The 15,238-nt window shown below is 45.4% G+C and carries 17 protein-coding genes; 12 read left to right on the top strand and 5 right to left on the bottom strand.

Annotated features, from left to right (window positions below; genetic code table 11):
• Positions 1-5: 5 nt before the first annotated feature.
• Genes vscR through vscN form a run of 5 tightly spaced genes read right to left on the bottom strand, consistent with a single transcriptional unit; the run spans position 6 to position 4,553 of the window.
• Positions 6-656: a SctR family type III secretion system export apparatus subunit VscR gene (gene vscR, locus EX191_RS21160; RefSeq protein WP_005377232.1), complete on the bottom strand. Its 651-nt coding sequence runs from the start codon at positions 654-656 to the stop codon at positions 6-8.
• Entirely contained in the window at positions 653-1,621 is a 969-nt protein-coding gene (gene sctQ / locus EX191_RS21155) for a type III secretion system cytoplasmic ring protein SctQ (RefSeq protein ID WP_046874924.1), read from the bottom strand. Before sctQ ends, vscR begins: the two co-directional genes overlap by 4 nt.
• Positions 1,618-2,763 (bottom strand): type III secretion system needle length determinant, encoded by a 1,146-nt coding sequence (locus EX191_RS21150; protein ID WP_193448432.1) that lies wholly within the window; start codon positions 2,761-2,763, stop codon positions 1,618-1,620. The genes sctQ and EX191_RS21150 overlap by 4 nt, the downstream gene beginning before the upstream one ends.
• A 9-nt stretch (positions 2,764-2,772) precedes the next feature.
• Entirely contained in the window at positions 2,773-3,234 is a 462-nt protein-coding gene (locus EX191_RS21145; protein WP_193448431.1) for a type III secretion protein, read from the bottom strand.
• Complete coding sequence (vscN, locus tag EX191_RS21140) at positions 3,231-4,553, bottom strand: SctN family type III secretion system ATPase VscN (protein ID WP_167426535.1); 1,323 nt, start codon at positions 4,551-4,553, stop codon at positions 3,231-3,233. Before vscN ends, EX191_RS21145 begins: the two co-directional genes overlap by 4 nt.
• A gap of 185 nt (positions 4,554-4,738) precedes the next feature.
• Between vscN and sctW the strand changes: the two genes are divergently transcribed.
• Genes sctW through vopD form a run of 12 tightly spaced genes read left to right on the top strand, consistent with a single transcriptional unit; the run spans position 4,739 to position 14,401 of the window.
• Positions 4,739-5,632: a type III secretion system gatekeeper subunit SctW gene (gene sctW / locus EX191_RS21135; protein ID WP_048626445.1), complete on the top strand. Its 894-nt coding sequence runs from the start codon at positions 4,739-4,741 to the stop codon at positions 5,630-5,632.
• Positions 5,613-5,897, top strand: coding sequence for a TyeA family type III secretion system gatekeeper subunit (locus tag EX191_RS21130; protein ID WP_012841775.1), 285 nt, complete (start codon positions 5,613-5,615; stop codon positions 5,895-5,897). The genes sctW and EX191_RS21130 overlap by 20 nt, the downstream gene beginning before the upstream one ends.
• Complete coding sequence (gene sycN / locus EX191_RS21125; RefSeq protein WP_046874927.1) at positions 5,884-6,258, top strand: type III secretion chaperone SycN; 375 nt, start codon at positions 5,884-5,886, stop codon at positions 6,256-6,258. The genes EX191_RS21130 and sycN overlap by 14 nt, the downstream gene beginning before the upstream one ends.
• Positions 6,255-6,632: a type III secretion system protein VscX gene (gene vscX / locus EX191_RS21120; protein ID WP_005377246.1), complete on the top strand. Its 378-nt coding sequence runs from the start codon at positions 6,255-6,257 to the stop codon at positions 6,630-6,632. The genes sycN and vscX overlap by 4 nt, the downstream gene beginning before the upstream one ends.
• A gap of 5 nt (positions 6,633-6,637) precedes the next feature.
• A complete protein-coding gene (gene vscY / locus EX191_RS21115; protein WP_005395110.1) occupies positions 6,638-6,979 on the top strand; it encodes a type III secretion system chaperone VscY in 342 nt (113 codons plus the stop codon).
• Positions 6,963-9,089: a SctV family type III secretion system export apparatus subunit VcrD gene (vcrD, locus tag EX191_RS21110; RefSeq protein ID WP_101911963.1), complete on the top strand. Its 2,127-nt coding sequence runs from the start codon at positions 6,963-6,965 to the stop codon at positions 9,087-9,089. Before vscY ends, vcrD begins: the two co-directional genes overlap by 17 nt.
• Complete coding sequence (locus EX191_RS21105; protein ID WP_193448430.1) at positions 9,089-9,502, top strand: LcrR family type III secretion system chaperone; 414 nt, start codon at positions 9,089-9,091, stop codon at positions 9,500-9,502. The genes vcrD and EX191_RS21105 overlap by 1 nt, the downstream gene beginning before the upstream one ends.
• 60 nt (positions 9,503-9,562) lie before the next feature.
• Positions 9,563-9,847 (top strand): LcrG family type III secretion system chaperone, encoded by a 285-nt coding sequence (locus EX191_RS21100; protein WP_005395092.1) that lies wholly within the window; start codon positions 9,563-9,565, stop codon positions 9,845-9,847.
• Positions 9,848-9,857: 10 nt separating this feature from the next.
• Positions 9,858-11,681 (top strand): virulence-associated V antigen, encoded by a 1,824-nt coding sequence (locus EX191_RS21095; protein ID WP_279287061.1) that lies wholly within the window; start codon positions 9,858-9,860, stop codon positions 11,679-11,681.
• Positions 11,682-11,693: 12 nt separating this feature from the next.
• Complete coding sequence (gene vcrH / locus EX191_RS21090) at positions 11,694-12,179, top strand: SycD/LcrH family type III secretion system chaperone VcrH (protein WP_005377258.1); 486 nt, start codon at positions 11,694-11,696, stop codon at positions 12,177-12,179.
• A 7-nt stretch (positions 12,180-12,186) separates the two neighbouring features.
• Entirely contained in the window at positions 12,187-13,386 is a 1,200-nt protein-coding gene (vopB, locus tag EX191_RS21085) for a type III secretion system translocon subunit VopB (protein ID WP_046874932.1), read from the top strand.
• Positions 13,387-13,396: 10 nt separating this feature from the next.
• Positions 13,397-14,401: a type III secretion system translocon subunit VopD gene (gene vopD, locus EX191_RS21080; RefSeq protein WP_193448428.1), complete on the top strand. Its 1,005-nt coding sequence runs from the start codon at positions 13,397-13,399 to the stop codon at positions 14,399-14,401.
• The last annotated feature ends 837 nt before the right edge of the window (positions 14,402-15,238 follow it).

Raw genomic sequence — 15,238 nt, 5'->3', positions numbered from 1 at the left:
CGTGATTAACCGTAACTCAGCACTAAGCCGTGAGTGAGTTTCGTCCAGCCGTCAAGCAAGACAAAAAGCAACAATTTGAAAGGGAGAGAGATGGTCATTGGTGATACCATCATCATGCCCATGGCGAGCAAGATATTCGATACAATTAGGTCGATAGCGATGAACGGTAAGTACAATAGAAAGCCAATTTCAAAAGCACGGGTAAGCTCACTGACCGTAAACGCTGGCAGCAACAGCAACAAGCTATCTGACTCTAAACGGTCCACGTACTTTTGAGGCCATAATGTGCGCGCAGCATCGGTAAAGAATATGGCTTCGGTTTCCCGAATATGTTTTTTCAAAAACTCTCGATAAGGCTGTAAACCGCTTTCAATGAGGCCTTCTACACTTGCAGAATCTTCGAGGGAGATATCATGCTGCTTTACGTAGTCGTAGGTTTCAAAACCGACGGGAGCCATGATGAAAATAGACAAAATGATCGCCAATCCGTACAGCGCCATGTTCGGTGGAATTTGCTGTACACCGAGAGCGTTACGCAGCAGTGAGAATACAACGGCGAGTTTGACAAACGACGTCGCCATCATCGCGATAAATGGGATCAGTGCCAGCAGTGCTAAGCTGACAATGAGATTGAGCTCGTCAGGTAACTGGATCATGCTGGCTCCTGCGTGCCACCAAACAGTTCCAGTACGCGCACACCTAAATGCTCATTAACATTAACCAGTTCACACTCACCGACGATTTTGCCGTTGGCACGCAATGTTACCGGCTTAGATACAGGTTGGTTTAGCTCGAATACGTACCCAGGCTGAAGCTGGTTAAGCTGTTCTAGCGTGATGGTTTGATGGCCGATATCAAACGTGAGTTCCACGGGCAGTTGCTGGTGGTCGGTTAACATTTCTGAAGTGTTTACGTCATTCATATTGGTTTCTTTTTCAATAATGTGAAGAATTTGGTCATCCAGTTGGCAGCGCCAGAGATTCTGGTTAGATACTTGAAAAATGGCTTGTTGTTGGGCGATATAACAATCGTCAAAAAAGATCACATCTCCCAGTTCGAGCGAATTAAATTCGCTTAACATTAAATGGGTCTTTCCAAGGCTTAACCACACAGGTAAAGCGAGATGTCGCGCCTGAAGAGCAGCGCTGTTTGGTAGTGCATCCAACAGCACGTTTGCTCCTTCGCTAACCCACAAACAAAGAGAGCCGTTAGGTTTATTGAGGGTTAACATCAAGGTATGCTCTTGAACTTGGCTCGACTCTAACGGTTGTAACTGGCTAAGAATGGGCAACTGACCAAATAGTGCTTTGAATGCCTCACTATGCGGTTCAATCTGAGAACTCAAAAGTGCTAACTGGAGCGAGTTGGGCAGTGACTCGAATGCAGTGGCATTCAGAGTAGACTCAAGCCATTTCTGGAGTTGCGCACGACAAAAATCCACTTGGATCGTTTGCCCTCCAATCAACGTGGTTAAACGGAATCCTTCAAATGAAGGGATTTGAGAAACAGTAATCGATACGCTCTGACCATCAGCCCCTTGGAAATGGCATTGCTTTGCACAAAGTTGATTACTGAGCGCAATACTGTCTGAATCGACTTTGGGTATCGTTAACGGCGTCATAGTTCATTCTCCGCTTGCCATTCTTCATACACGCTACGTTTCTGGCGTGAGTGTTGTTGTTCATGTTGTTGATCGAGCTGTTGAGTTTGTTCGCTGATCGCTAGACGAAGTGGCTGATCACCGCCAAATCGATTTAGGCGTTCGGCAAGATCTTGTCTAGCTTGTTGGCTAATAATGGAAAGGGCATGCTCTTGTCGAATCGTCACGCTATAACCTTGCGCGTCCAACTTGATGTGGATTTCGCCACCTTTTAATTGTCCTTCACTCAGAAACAGCCGAACCTCTTTGTTGTCCGATGCGGTTGGCAGCGAAACATAGATTTTGTCCACCAATTGTTGGAGTAACGTGTTTACGTCTCGAGCAGGGGCCGGCTGAGCCTGTGAAGCAACACTCTTTAAAATGACATCGCCTTGTGTTGCCGCGCTCGCAAGGTGTTGAGGTTCTGCTTTTTCGTCATCCGCTTTAACGGCCACTAGTGCGCTTTTCGTCTCGACTTTCTCAAGCGATTTAGTTTCAGAACGACTATCGGTTTTATCTGTTAGTTTGCCTGTGTCTTGTAGTCGCTGCGTTGCACGCTTATTGTGTGTCGTTTCGGTTTGTTTCGTCGTGAAGTTAGCATTGTTAATTGCATCTTGAGCGAGCGATTTCCCTACGGCCTTTTTAGGGAGAGAACCGTCGAGAGAAGCTTGTGCTTGAGAATGGGGGCCAACTCGCTCAATCGAGGATGAGCTTGGAGCCTGATCGCTCTCAAGTTTCTTATCTTTCTCATGCAATTTACTGTTTTCAATCAGGCTTTCTTCGCGATTTAGTGAAGAGCTTTCGTGCTTCTCTACATTATTTTTGGTCACAGTGTCACTTTTGTCTTTTAATGTAGCGGTATTTCTATGAGTGCTGGTTTCTTGGTTAGAAAGTTTCGATTGTTTGTCTAGGCTTTGAGATGCTTCATGTCTTAACGGAAGGCTCTCGTCTCTGCTCTGAGTGTCTTTTTTGCTCGCAACGGTAGATTCTTCTTCCTTGCGAGGTTTCTCCGTCATTGCACGCTCGAACTGTGATTGAAGCTCAGCCTCTCGCTCCAGGGGCTTTTTTTCTGGCGTTGATTTGTACAGCGTATTCGGTGTTTCTTCTGTTGGAGTAATGCGCATAATGAACCTTTAGATAATATCGACAGTGCGAAACTCTTCTTGTTCGAGTTCTTCTTGGTATTGTCTTTCTCGCGACTGTTCCGCGAGTTCTTGTTGTTGCAACTGAACGAATTTTTCTTTGGTTTTATGGGCTTGCTGTGCCTCTTTTTGTTTTTCTTTAAGTACCGAACGTTCGTACTCAAGCGCTTTTTTTGCTTCGGCAACACGCTGTTTAAGCTCGGCTTCTCGCTCTCTCAACAACGCGATTTCTTGTCTCAATGTTTCCAACTCTTTGAGAACGAGTGTGTGTTGCTTTGCTTTGGCAAAACGTCGTTCTTCTTCTTCCTGACGCCAAACGTGATAGTCCGCTACGGAACGTTCGGCCTTTTGAACCTGTGCTGCCGAATTTGATACTCGGTATTCTTGGCGTTTAACGGCTTTATCCGCACGTTCAGCTCGAATTTGTTTGATTTCTAATAACCGTTCGATCATTGGTTCGCCATCCCTTTTAGTTGAGCGATAGCACCATCAAGATCACTTGGCTCATGCGTTCCTTGACGTAAAAAGGCGCGTATATCATCACTTTGTGCAATCGCCATATCTGCTCGGCTATCTGCCCCATGCTGGTACTCGCCAATTTTTATCAGTAGCTCAACTTCTTCGTACTTGGCTAACATTTCGCGAAGGTGAGCAGCAGACGCCTGATGATCAGGTTCAACGATTTGATTCATCACGCGGCTTGCTGATCGGAGTACATCAATGGCGGGATAATGGTTCATTGCCGCAAGTTTGCGCGAGAGAATGATGTGCCCATCTAAAATGGAGCGAGTTTCATCGGCGACAGGTTCTGTCATGTCGTCGCCTTCAACCAACACGGTGTACAGCGCTGTAATTGACCCTTTGTCAGATTGACCGGCTCGTTCCATCAGCTTTGGCAAAGCGGCAAAAACGGAAGGCGGATAGCCACGTCGTGTTGGTGGCTCACCTGCGGCTAGGCCAATTTCTCTCTGTGCGCGGGCGAAACGCGTTACAGAATCCATCAGCAGTAACACGCGTTTACCTTGGTCACGAAAATATTCCGCAATAGAAGTGGCAACAAAAGCGGCTTTGGCACGTTCCATGGCCGGGCGATCGGATGTCGCGACCACTAAAACCGATTTGGCCATTCCTTCTTCGCCCAAGTCATGCTCAATAAACTCTCGTACTTCGCGTCCGCGTTCACCAATCAAGGCGAGAACGGTCACGTCGACGTCTGCGGATCGAATCAGTTTTGCCAGTAGGGTACTTTTACCACCGCCCGCCGCTGCAAAAATGCCCATGCGCTGACCTTCACCACAGGTCAGTAGTCCATCAATGGATCGAACCCCAAGAGAGATTGGCTTTTTAATCAGTTTACGTTGCATTGGTGGCGGTGCATCGCGATAAACCGGATACCAAGCACTTGGTTCCTGACTTTGCGTACCATCGAAAGGACGCCCAAGCCCGTCAAGCGTTGTACCTAATAGGTGATCGCCAACGCCGACCTCATGCATTTTTCCCATTGGGCTAACTTCTGTATTTGAGGAAATCCCAAACATATTTCCTAACGGTGTGAGCAGAGCGTGATGCTGTTGAAAGCCAACGACTTCCGCTAATAAAGACAGAGTTTGATCAGGATTACGCAACTCACACAGCTCACCAACACGAACGCCGGGGACAACGGCCTTGATGATGGTGCCGGTTACTTGCGTAACGCGCCCGCGAATTTGGATCAGACGAGTTTGCCTGATCGCAGATTGTTGGATATCAGTGATGTATGAGAAATCGTTCAAGGTAAAAATATGCGCAATGATTGATGTTGGGAGGATAGAAAGGATGAGGGGGTATTTATAGTGAATATCAGTCGGGAGTTTTTAGAAAACTGAAAACGCACTAAAAAAACACGTCTGATTTTGACAGCTTCGAGAAAGCGCACTTCCTATAATTCGCCTGTATTGTACGGAAGGAGTGCAAGTGAATGAGTATTATCAACAATCATATCGCAACAAACCCAAAGTTTGATGCGTCTATCCAAAACGGGTTGGAATCGTCTCGTACCGACGCTTCACGAAAAGGCAATTATCGCGGTGAAACGGTCCGTGTTCACAATGCCACACAATCACTTTTTGATGCGATGGAAGAGCTCACTTCACTCGGTTCCGAAAAAGCAGAAAAAGATTTGACCAAGCGTAAAGTGAAAGACAGTGGCGTTCGAGTTAATGAAGCGCACGAACTCGTTTCTGACTATCTGCGAAAAGTCCCTGATCTTGAAAAGAACCAAAAGATCAAAGATCTGGCTGCAAAAATGGCGGGAGGAAATATCTCGACCATCGCTCAATTGCAAGCTTATTTGAATGGATTTTCAGAGGAGAAAAGCCATCAATACCTTGCGTTAAAAGCCGTTAAAAAGTTTTTGAGTGCGAGCCCAGAAAGTAAACATCTACTAGCGCTGATTGACCAAGCGATTCTGAGAATCGAGCAAAACCCAGATTCTTGGGCTCAAATTGATACGGAAATTCGCGTCTCAAACTTTGCTGATGAGTACAGCCAAGAGCAAGAGTTTAGCTCATTACATCAGCTGCGCGGTTTCTATCGCGATACCGTTCATAGCTATCAAGGGCTCGGCGCTGCTTATCAAGACGTAGTGGCGCGCTTTGGTGAGCAGGAGGTATCGACCGCTGTTGACTTTATGCTGCAAGGCATGAGTGCAGATCTTAGTGTTCAAGGCAGCAGTATCGACTCTGTTAAGTTGCAGTGGTTGATGTCCGATATGCAAAAACTCAAAACTCTAAATACGTTGCAAGATCGCGTGAGTCAGTTGTTCCAAATGTTTAAACCGGAAAGGACGAGTTATGGCTTATCAAGTTTCTAATTTGATGGCTGATGTGATTGCGTTGGTAGAGCAGCGATGGGTAAGCAGTGATGAGATTTGGAAAGTCGCTAACGCAATGGAATTGACGGCGGTACAACAAAAAATCGATTTTTTTCGGGAGTTCCATAAGTTAGTTCGCGCAATCCCAATTGACGTATTCGCCGATGAAGAACAACGACAGAATTTAATACAAGCGGTACAAAAGGCGCTAGACGAAGCCATTGATATAGAAGAAGAGGAAGCGTGGGAAGATGAGTTGGATTGATGCATCCGTCAATGAATTTTGCCGAGGAATGGGGCTCGATGCCGTCGATTTCTCATCAGCTGGACGGGTGCAGCTGGATTTTGAGCAAAGCGGTACACTACATATTGAGCGACACGGAGAACAGCTATTCTTGATGTTGTCTCAAGCGTTATCTTGGCATCAAACCAGTGACATCATTCAAAGCGCCCTCAGTTTGTGTCATGCCGATCAAGGCTGGCCTTTCGAAATTAAAACTGGTTTGTTAGATGAGCAAACTTTGGTTTTTTCCGCGAGGTTAAACGGAGAAGAGGTCACACTTCCGACTTTAGAACAAGCGTTTACGCTTTTGGTTCGTCTACATAACGATGTGGCAAGCTCATGACTCGAGTAAGCACTTTAAACGTAGGCATAGAAGCCTTCACGCATGTTACGCATAGTGAGGTTAAGGCCGATTTCCCTGAGCGGTTTCAATTACTTCCTGATGGGCAGGCGGTCGCTACGCATTTAGAGAAGCTCTATGACCTCAGGCCTTCAGACCAATACCTAATCGCGTTAACCAAGCCAAAATTGTTGCACTCAGAATTGTTGCGTCCAGAAAAGTACCGCCAACAGTTCGATGAAACGTTGGCTCAGTTGCAAGTTCTTGCACAGGATTCAGGCTCCGCTTCTTTTATCAAAGCATCCGAAACGCTACAAAGTACGCAACTTGATCAGCGTTACCTCACTATGGCGCTCAATCTCCTTATCCAGGTCTAACCAACATGTTGAGATCCAAAGACATTGAACTCTTGCTTGTTCACGCTGCACTACAAGTTCAATACCAAAAGCCAGAGCATGCCATATCTATTCTCGATGCGGTTTTAGAGATAGACCCGCAACACAAAGAGGCGATGCAAACGCTCGCAGTGGCGTGTTTACAAAGTGGTCGATATGCCCGTGCTGTTGAGGTATGTGAGCACTTATTAAAATCCGACCTTAAACCTGATTCGGCAGGACTTTGGTTTTGCTTAAGCCAAGCTCGTTGGAAACAAAATGACGTCGATGGGGCACGCCAAGCGCACCGACGCTATCTGCAATCTTTAAATAGTGAATCACATGAATAAGTTGATCGATATTTTAAACAAGGTAGGGCAACGTAAAGACATTATGCTTGCTGTGATGTTGCTCGCGATCGTCTTTATGATGATATTGCCACTGCCTACCGCGCTGGTGGATGTGCTGATTGGCACCAACATGAGCATTGCGGTGGTGCTGCTTATGTTAGCGATTTACATCACTACGCCGCTTGAGTTCTCAGCGTTTCCCGCAGTGCTACTGATCACGACATTGTTTCGTTTGTCTTTATCCATCACGACAACCCGTTTGATCTTGCTGCAAGGCGATGCTGGTCAAATCGTTTATACCTTCGGTAACTTTGTCGTGGGCGGTAACTTAGTGGTCGGTATTGTTGTTTTCCTGATCATTACTATTGTCCAGTTTATGGTTATCACCAAAGGCTCGGAGCGGGTTGCAGAAGTTAGTGCGCGATTCTCACTTGATGCGATGCCTGGTAAGCAGATGAGTATTGACGGCGACATGCGCGCTGGGGTGATTGACGTACACGAAGCACGACACCGACGATCACTGATTGAAAAAGAAAGCCAAATGTATGGCTCGATGGATGGCGCGATGAAGTTCGTTAAAGGCGACTCCATTGCTGGTTTGGTCATCATTGTGGTCAACATCTTAGGTGGCGTCACGATCGGGGTAACGCAAAAAGGCATGAGTGCTTCTGAAGCACTTGAGTTGTTTGCGATTCTAACCGTTGGCGATGGTTTGGTATCGCAGATCCCGGCACTCTTTATCGCGATTACGGCCGGTATTATCGTGACGCGTGTTTCTCATGAAGATTCTTCTGATCTCGGCTCGGACATTGGTGGGCAGGTCATTGCTCAGCCACGTGCGCTTCTTATTGGCGGTGTGCTTTTGGTGCTGTTCGCACTGATTCCTGGTTTTCCAAAAATTACTTTTCTGGTCTTGGCCACAGTGGTTGGTGGTGGTGGTTTCTTCCTTTTTTATCAACAGAAAAAACAGGCTGAATCAGATAGTACCGACTTATCAAGCTTTGTTTCGCAAGGGGCGGGTTCACCAGCAGCGAAGCCAAGCAAACCAACCCCATCTAGAAACAGTAAAGGCAAACTAGGTGAGCAAGAAGAGTTTGCCATGACGGTCCCACTCTTGATTGATCTTGACGCGAGCCTTCAGGAAAGCTTGGAAGCGGTCGCATTGAATGAAGAGCTAGCAAGGGTGAGGCGCGCACTATATCTCGACCTCGGCGTGCCTTTCCCGGGTATCCACCTGCGTTTTAACGAGGGGATGCAAAATGGCGAATATTTAATTCAGTTACAAGAAGTTCCGGTTGCACGAGGACGAATTGTAAAAGACCAACTCTTGGTGACAGAAGGGAATGAGCAGATCGACTTATTAGGCGTGCCTTATGAGCAAGATGAAGATTTTCTACCCGGTATTTCTAGCATTTGGGTGGCACAAAGTTACGAGCAAAAACTCACGACTAGCCATGTCGGCTTTCTCACACCCGACAGAATTTTAACGTACCACTTGTCTCATGTTCTCAAGGAGTACGCACAAGACTTTATTGGTATTCAGGAGACGCGTTATCTATTGGAGCAGATGGAAGGCAGTTATTCGGAGCTAGTTAAAGAGGCCCAGCGCATTGTCCCGTTACAAAAAATGACGGAAATCTTGCAACGCTTGGTTTCTGAGGATATTTCCATCCGAAACCTTCGCGTGATCTTGGAAGCCATGGTTGAGTGGGGCCAAAAAGAGAAAGATGTTGTACAGCTGACGGAGTACATTCGTTCCAGCTTAAAACGTTACATTTGCTACAAATACGCGAGTGGACAAAACATGTTGCCCGCTTACTTATTGGATCAAAGTCTCGAAGACACAATACGCAGCGGTATTCGTCAAACCTCTGCAGGGAGCTACTTGGCGTTAGACCCGTCAGTAACTCAACAATTTGTGAGTGATGTGAAACAGACCATTGGTGATTTAAGCCGCATGCCGAATAAGCCTGTGTTAGTTGTGTCTATGGATGTACGCCGATATGTGCGAAAGCTTATTGAATCGGAATACTACGATCTGCCCGTTTTGTCATTTCAAGAATTAACTCAGCAAATCAATATTCAGCCACTTGGAAGGGTGGGGATGTAATGAAAACAAAACTAATGCTCTCGCTTGCGCAAGCGGGGATCGAAGTGACGCCATACTTTTGGCAACAAAGTGAAATTCAACTTGGTTATCGAATTGAAGTTGAGGGTTTAGAGCTCGTTTTTCGTGTGGAGGACGGTGAAATCATCATCGTTCTTTTGAAACGTGTGCATCCAAACCTAGGGTTGAGTAACCCTTTTGCAGGCTTATTTCTCTTAGCTGAGCATGCTGTTCAACTTTATCCCTCCGATTGGGTCATTCGCGGAAACGTCGATGTGTTACGTGGCAGCAATATGAGCAGTCAGCGATTAGCCCAGTTCTATCTAAAAGCATGCGGTGCAAGCCATGATGAGCTAGACGACTGGTACTGTTTACGCCTAGCAGATTATAGACCTTTGAAAAAGTTGAAAAAGTAAAAACTCACGACTGTTACTGACAGCACCGATGAGATGACCCGCTTTAAGATAGGAATCAAGATGAAGCAACCGTTTACCGATGCGATTGAGAACGCTGAGCTTGCCATTAGAAAAGCTGAAGACAGAACCGATATTTTTAACGAGCTATTGGAAGGCTTAGGTGTTGGTCCTGTTGCGGGTGATGTTTTACTTGGCGGCATAAAAGCGCCAGTAGATACCATGAAACGTGCAGAGCAAGAGCTAATAGACGAAGTCCAGCGCCGCCGGCAACAACAAAATCAGCTACAAGGTACGTCAGGTAAACGCAGAAAGCGTCCTACAGTGATGCGCGGCATGATGATTTAGAGGTTTGGAAATGACGAATATGAAAACGACTGGCTCTACGACAGGAGCAACAGACACAGCTGCGAGTAGTGCACCATTACCCACTTTCCAACAAAACTTGATAGAGGCATTTACCCCTGTACTGGGTGAAGCAGAGACTCAGCAACTTGCCTCTCTAATTTCTTCATTGCCAACTATCTCGGGACAAACGGAATCACAAAGCATCGCGCTTTATGTTGATACACTTGAAAACCTAAAAGCGAAAAATAATGCGTTTGCTGGTATATCATTGACCGACACCGCATCTGTTTGGATAAAGTCGCTACAAAGTGCTAACTCAGATGGCGAATTAACCGCAGCCGAGTTCAATGCTCAAACAAACCAAACACTATCAAATCAGTTTCAGGCTTGGTTTAGTAAGTTACTCACGGAAAACGTAGATAGCTCGTTATCTACTGAGTTTGTTAGTCAATTTAATCTGGGGACTCAGAGTAACCAAGCGGAGCAGATCGCCAACCTATCCGAGACAAAACTGGCTAATGCCACCAAAGAAATTTCTCTTTTTGTTGCAGAGCTTGCTAATCAAATGGGCTCCCGTGAAGTGAGAGATGCTTCTATTTCTTTTCTTCGCAATGCCTTTAGTAGCTTAGGTTCCGTGAATCTCGCGCAACTGAAGAGCTCGGATTTCCTGTTGACTAAAGAGAGTTTCGCTCTTCAAGTCTCAGCTCAATTAAAAAGTAGTTTTCAAGGCATCGGTATTACTTTAAGCACCGATGACGCAAGTGCGCTAGCTAACAGAATTACATGGACTCCTGGTATTTCTAAACAGCAGCTTAAAGAAGCGTTAGATGAAATGGCCGCTCAAGTGAAAGGCCAATATAGCGCAGCTTATGGGGATGCGGCTGGAACAAACAACCTAAAAGCAGCACTTAACACTGTTATTGGTGGAACCGAGCCTTTGACCCTTTCTAGTCTGTTCGCCAACTTCGCGGTGAGTTTAACAAATATAGAAATCGACGACTTTTACCAGGACAGCGCGATAGCCGATGTCCAAAAGACACAAATAACGCCAGCTCAAGTTACTTTGATCAAAGAAAACACCGAACGAGATATCCGATTACAGTTTGAAAAAATAGTAAAAGGTGAATCTACCGGGGCTTCATTTACTGAGCGATACGAGGCATTGCGCAAGAACTTAGGGGCATTGAAAGAGCGTCTACTCAATATCACCGATAAAGAGAAAGCGGATCGCGAGGTGAGAGCAGAGCACTCTCTAACGGCTCGTGATTTGCTGGCTGTCGTTGAGTCTAGCATTGGCGACCGCTTTGATGAGCAAGTGCTGCTTGCACTAAATGAGCGTCGTGTTAACCGTTTAGAGAAACGTAACGAGCAAAAGGAAGCACTGCAAGATTTAACCGTGCAACTAAAAATCTTTGGTGTTGTTCAGTCGAAAATTCACTCTACGCAAAGTGTTGATGGAGTTTATAAACCGGGAGATCCAGAAAGTAACTTCAAAGCGAGTGACTTTAACTACAGTAATCAAACGGATTTTGAAGCTTCACCTGAGTACAAGTATTTGACGGATAATAAGATAACAAACCATCGAGACTTTCTTCAAAAACAAGGTATTACTATCGGTGATGGTGCGTCGTACCAAGACGAAGAGAAGTCGAAAAAACTATCTAACTTTTCCAGTTCGGTCAGTGACAAATCCAAACTACTCAACGACGAAGTTCAAATCAAAACGACAGAGCTAAATGATACAAGCTCCCAATACAACTCGACCGTTGAAGCAATGAACAAGTTTGTTCAGAAGTACCACAGTATTTTACAAGAAATCCTACGAGCCATTTAAGGATAACCAACCATGACTAAAACAAACGCGACCGATCCATCCCAAATGCAAGCAGAAGAGCTGCTGTCTTTTCTGGAAGAGGGAGGCACTCTAAAAATGTTGCACGATGTGTCTCAGGACACCATCGAACACATTTATGCCGTAGGTTACAACTTTTTCCAATCGGGAAAGATTGAGCAAGCAGCGAAAGTATTTCAATTACTCAGCATGCTTGATCATTATCAGGCGCGATTTTTCATTGGCCTTGGCGCGGCTCGTCAGGAGTTGGGTGAGTATCTGCAGGCAATAGACGCCTACAGCTACGCAGCGCTAGTGGACGTAAATGATCCACGTCCACCTTTTCACTCTGCTGAATGTCACCTGAAACTGGAACAACTGACAGAAGCAGAGAGTGGGTTTTACAGCGCGAAGGAGATGTCTGCCGGAAAATCACAATATGCAGATTTGCATGAGCGTGCAGGCATCATGTTAGAAGCGGTGAGAAATAAAAAGGAGTAATTAGACTATGAGTTCTATTGCACTTGACCGCATCCAGACACAGGTTTATAGCCCTGAATCTGGCCAAGCCACGTTAGATAACGTGCAGAAAACGGCGTCTACAGCGACGCCTTCTGTGACGGTAGAAAACGTGAAGAGTAAAGATGCAGATGTACTGAACACCGGAAAAGTAAAAGTTCAGTTAGATGCACCTAACGCAGCTGTTAGCGACAAAGTGAATGATTTGACGCTAAAAGCCATGGCACAGCTGCAAAAGATCGTCGATACCATTGCAAAATCTCTCCATGCAGTTGCAGATCAAACAGGTTCGATTGCAGTCAAAATCATCGCAGGTTCTGCTGATGATTTTGAAGTAGAGCTTGCTGCTATCACGGATAAACTGAAAAGTGCTCAAAACGAGCTGAAAATTCAGGAAGTGAAGGTCGCAAAAGCTAAGCACGAAAAAGAGATGGTGGAAAACCAAGACAAAATCAAAGAATCGGAAGCCGCTGCAAAAGAAGCCCAAAAATCAGGCTTAGCAGCGAAGATCTTTGGTTGGATCAGTGCGGTGGTTTCTATTGTTGTTGGTGCCGTAATGGTGGCAACGGGTGTTGGTGCAGCAGCTGGTGCTCTTATGATCGCTGGTGGCGTCATGGGAGCAGTGAGCATGGCGCTGCAAGAGCCAGCCGTTCAAGATGCGCTAAAAGAAGCGGGCGTAAATGTCGATGTGCTAAACAAAGTCGTAATGGCATTAGAAATCGCAGTCGCGGTTATCGGAGCTGTTGTGACGTTTGGTGGTGCAGCAGCTGGCGGTATCGCGAAACTTGCAGCAAAAGGTGCTGGCAAGATAGCTCAAAAGGTCACAGAAATCGCTACGAAAACAGCTGCAAATATGGCGAAAGTGGCGGACATGGGCTCAAAAGCCGCGACAACGACCGCAAAAGCGATTCGTTACGGAGCAGAAACTGTCGATATTGCCGTCAATGTAGGTAAAGGCGCTACGGACAGTGTTCATGCCGCTAACAATGCTCACGTAACTGAGATTCAGGCAGATATCACGGACCTTCGCGCCAAAATGACCTTAAGCCAGGCCGTCATCGACAAGCTTAAAGAAGAAATTGGCAAGTTGATGGAAGATTTCCAAGAGCTGATGAGCGTCATCATGCAAATGATCCAAGCGAAAAGTGAAACCATGCAAACGGTGTTAAGCCGTCCTGCAACGGTATAAGGAGTTTATTATGCTAGATAAAGTAGGCGGAACGGGACGCGGCGAACTGTATGGTTTAGGCGATACCATTAAAACCAACAAAGCAGAAAAAGCGCCGGAAACAAAGCTTGAAGCAGGCGCTATTAAAAGCCAAAGTGAGTCAGGTGCTTCTGGTGCAGCACGCTACCAGTTAGAGACGCCTAAAGCTCCTACAGTGAGTAACCAAGCTCAAGTTGTTGCAAACCTAATGAGCGCTCTTGCACCGACGGTGAGCTCATTAATGAGCACAACGATGAAAGCGCTTAACGGTGAGGAGGTGATCAAGTCACCATCAGATGCGGTATCAAAATCGTTGACGCTATTAACATTGTTGTATCAAGTATCAAAGCTGAGCCGTGAGCAGCAAGTGCTACAACGTGAAATTGCTGTTGAAGCAAACGTCGCGAGTTTAGAAAGCCAAGCGGCAGAACTAAACAACTCGGCAAGTGCGATGATCGCGATGGCAGTCGTTTCGGGTGTATTAGCGGGTGCTACCGCAATTATTGGTGCCCTTGGCTCTTTCAAAGCAGGGAAAGAAATCAAGAATGAAATGGCGAGCAATAATGTACTGAAAACGCAAAAAGCTGGCTTCGATCAAGCAGAAGAGTTATTGAATAACAATAGCTTGTCTAAAACTCAGCAAGATCAGGTTAAGCGTGCGCACTCACTAGCGAAAGACAATATCGCAGACACGACAGCGCAGCTGACAAGTGGTGGCCGTAAGTTCGATAAGTTGATGAGCTCAAACCAAGCGAAGAACGCTATTCTTCAAGCTTTGGGCCAGATGGCAAACTCAGCATCGAATGTAGAGCAAACCAAAGCGCAAGCGCGCAGCAAAGATGATGAAGTACAAGCGACTCGCGCACAAGCAGCCAAACAGAAAGCCGATGAAAACATTGGTTTCCAAGAAGGTTTATTGAAAGAGCTACGTGACTTGTTCCGTTCTATCTCAGATAGTCAGAACCAAGCGTGGCGAGCGTCAGTCCCAACGGTGTAACCGTCCATCTAATTAACTACAAAGCGTTGTTTATACAACGCTTTTTTGTTTCAGTTATCTAAGCTAACAACTAGATATTGATACTTACTGAGGAATTGGTTTGTAACACAATATAACGTAGTTAAACATTTACTCTATCCCGCTTCCTTAGTAATCATCAATGATCTGATCATCATGCTAAAAGAGATTTATCTTGCATAGAAGTTGTTGTTTTTGTTGAACTCAGCTCAAAGTTATCACTCCATAGTGGCTTTGTTGCATAAAATTGAGTTAGAGTGTCATTATTACTCACAAAAAGTGTTTTTTGTAGTGGGAGTACTTAAAAGGAAAATATGGCGGTTCGACTGGTGAGTATTTGGGAACAGAATTATATAAAACTCAACTTAATAAGTAGTCGAAGATGGAAGATATCAGTTTAGCATCAGATTTAGTTATTTATCTGACTACGGTTGGAATTTTAGGTATATTCACTTGGGTTTTGTTTGTTATTTATTTGAAATCCAACTGGTTGAAGTATCTTGAAGATACTCTTGATAATGGAGTCCGATACTACACTCTGAATATATTCTTATCAGGTCAAGGTGTCCTACAATATGGCACTGTCTTTCTGAGCAAGTTTCATGCGAAACGGTATAAAATGCTAGAGAAGAGAGATAAAGTTCCAAAGCATATTAAACGATTATTTGTTCTCTCTTTCGTCTTGTTTATTTCAAGTGCCTCATGTCTTTTGTCTGGAGTCTGTCTCTTATACACATCTCAAAAAAAAAAAAGTCAGATGTGAAAGCCCACGGCTCAACCGTGAGGGATCTCGCATCAATATGTATCAGTAGGCGTAAT

It is taken from the genome of Vibrio chemaguriensis, from assembly GCF_012275705.1.
In the GTDB taxonomy this organism is placed as follows: Bacteria; Pseudomonadota; Gammaproteobacteria; order Enterobacterales; family Vibrionaceae; genus Vibrio; species Vibrio diabolicus.
Note: the sequence above shows the minus strand (reverse complement) of the source record. Positions and strands in the feature narration are given on the sequence as shown.

Excerpts from the sequence above, each read along its gene's own strand:
- vscR (WP_005377232.1), bottom strand. The coding sequence starts at position 656 with ATGATCCAGTTACCTGACGAGCTCAATCTCATTGTCAGCTTAGCACTG.
- sctQ (WP_046874924.1), bottom strand. The coding sequence starts at position 1,621 with ATGACGCCGTTAACGATACCCAAAGTCGATTCAGACAGTATTGCGCTC.
- EX191_RS21150 (WP_193448432.1), bottom strand. The coding sequence starts at position 2,763 with ATGCGCATTACTCCAACAGAAGAAACACCGAATACGCTGTACAAATCA.
- EX191_RS21145 (WP_193448431.1), bottom strand. The coding sequence starts at position 3,234 with ATGATCGAACGGTTATTAGAAATCAAACAAATTCGAGCTGAACGTGCG.
- sctW (WP_048626445.1), top strand. The coding sequence starts at position 4,739 with ATGAGTATTATCAACAATCATATCGCAACAAACCCAAAGTTTGATGCG.
- EX191_RS21130 (WP_012841775.1), top strand. The coding sequence starts at position 5,613 with ATGGCTTATCAAGTTTCTAATTTGATGGCTGATGTGATTGCGTTGGTA.
- sycN (WP_046874927.1), top strand. The coding sequence starts at position 5,884 with ATGAGTTGGATTGATGCATCCGTCAATGAATTTTGCCGAGGAATGGGG.
- vscX (WP_005377246.1), top strand. The coding sequence starts at position 6,255 with ATGACTCGAGTAAGCACTTTAAACGTAGGCATAGAAGCCTTCACGCAT.
- vscY (WP_005395110.1), top strand. The coding sequence starts at position 6,638 with ATGTTGAGATCCAAAGACATTGAACTCTTGCTTGTTCACGCTGCACTA.
- EX191_RS21105 (WP_193448430.1), top strand. The coding sequence starts at position 9,089 with ATGAAAACAAAACTAATGCTCTCGCTTGCGCAAGCGGGGATCGAAGTG.
- EX191_RS21100 (WP_005395092.1), top strand. The coding sequence starts at position 9,563 with ATGAAGCAACCGTTTACCGATGCGATTGAGAACGCTGAGCTTGCCATT.
- EX191_RS21095 (WP_279287061.1), top strand. The coding sequence starts at position 9,858 with ATGACGAATATGAAAACGACTGGCTCTACGACAGGAGCAACAGACACA.
- vcrH (WP_005377258.1), top strand. The coding sequence starts at position 11,694 with ATGACTAAAACAAACGCGACCGATCCATCCCAAATGCAAGCAGAAGAG.
- vopB (WP_046874932.1), top strand. The coding sequence starts at position 12,187 with ATGAGTTCTATTGCACTTGACCGCATCCAGACACAGGTTTATAGCCCT.
- vopD (WP_193448428.1), top strand. The coding sequence starts at position 13,397 with ATGCTAGATAAAGTAGGCGGAACGGGACGCGGCGAACTGTATGGTTTA.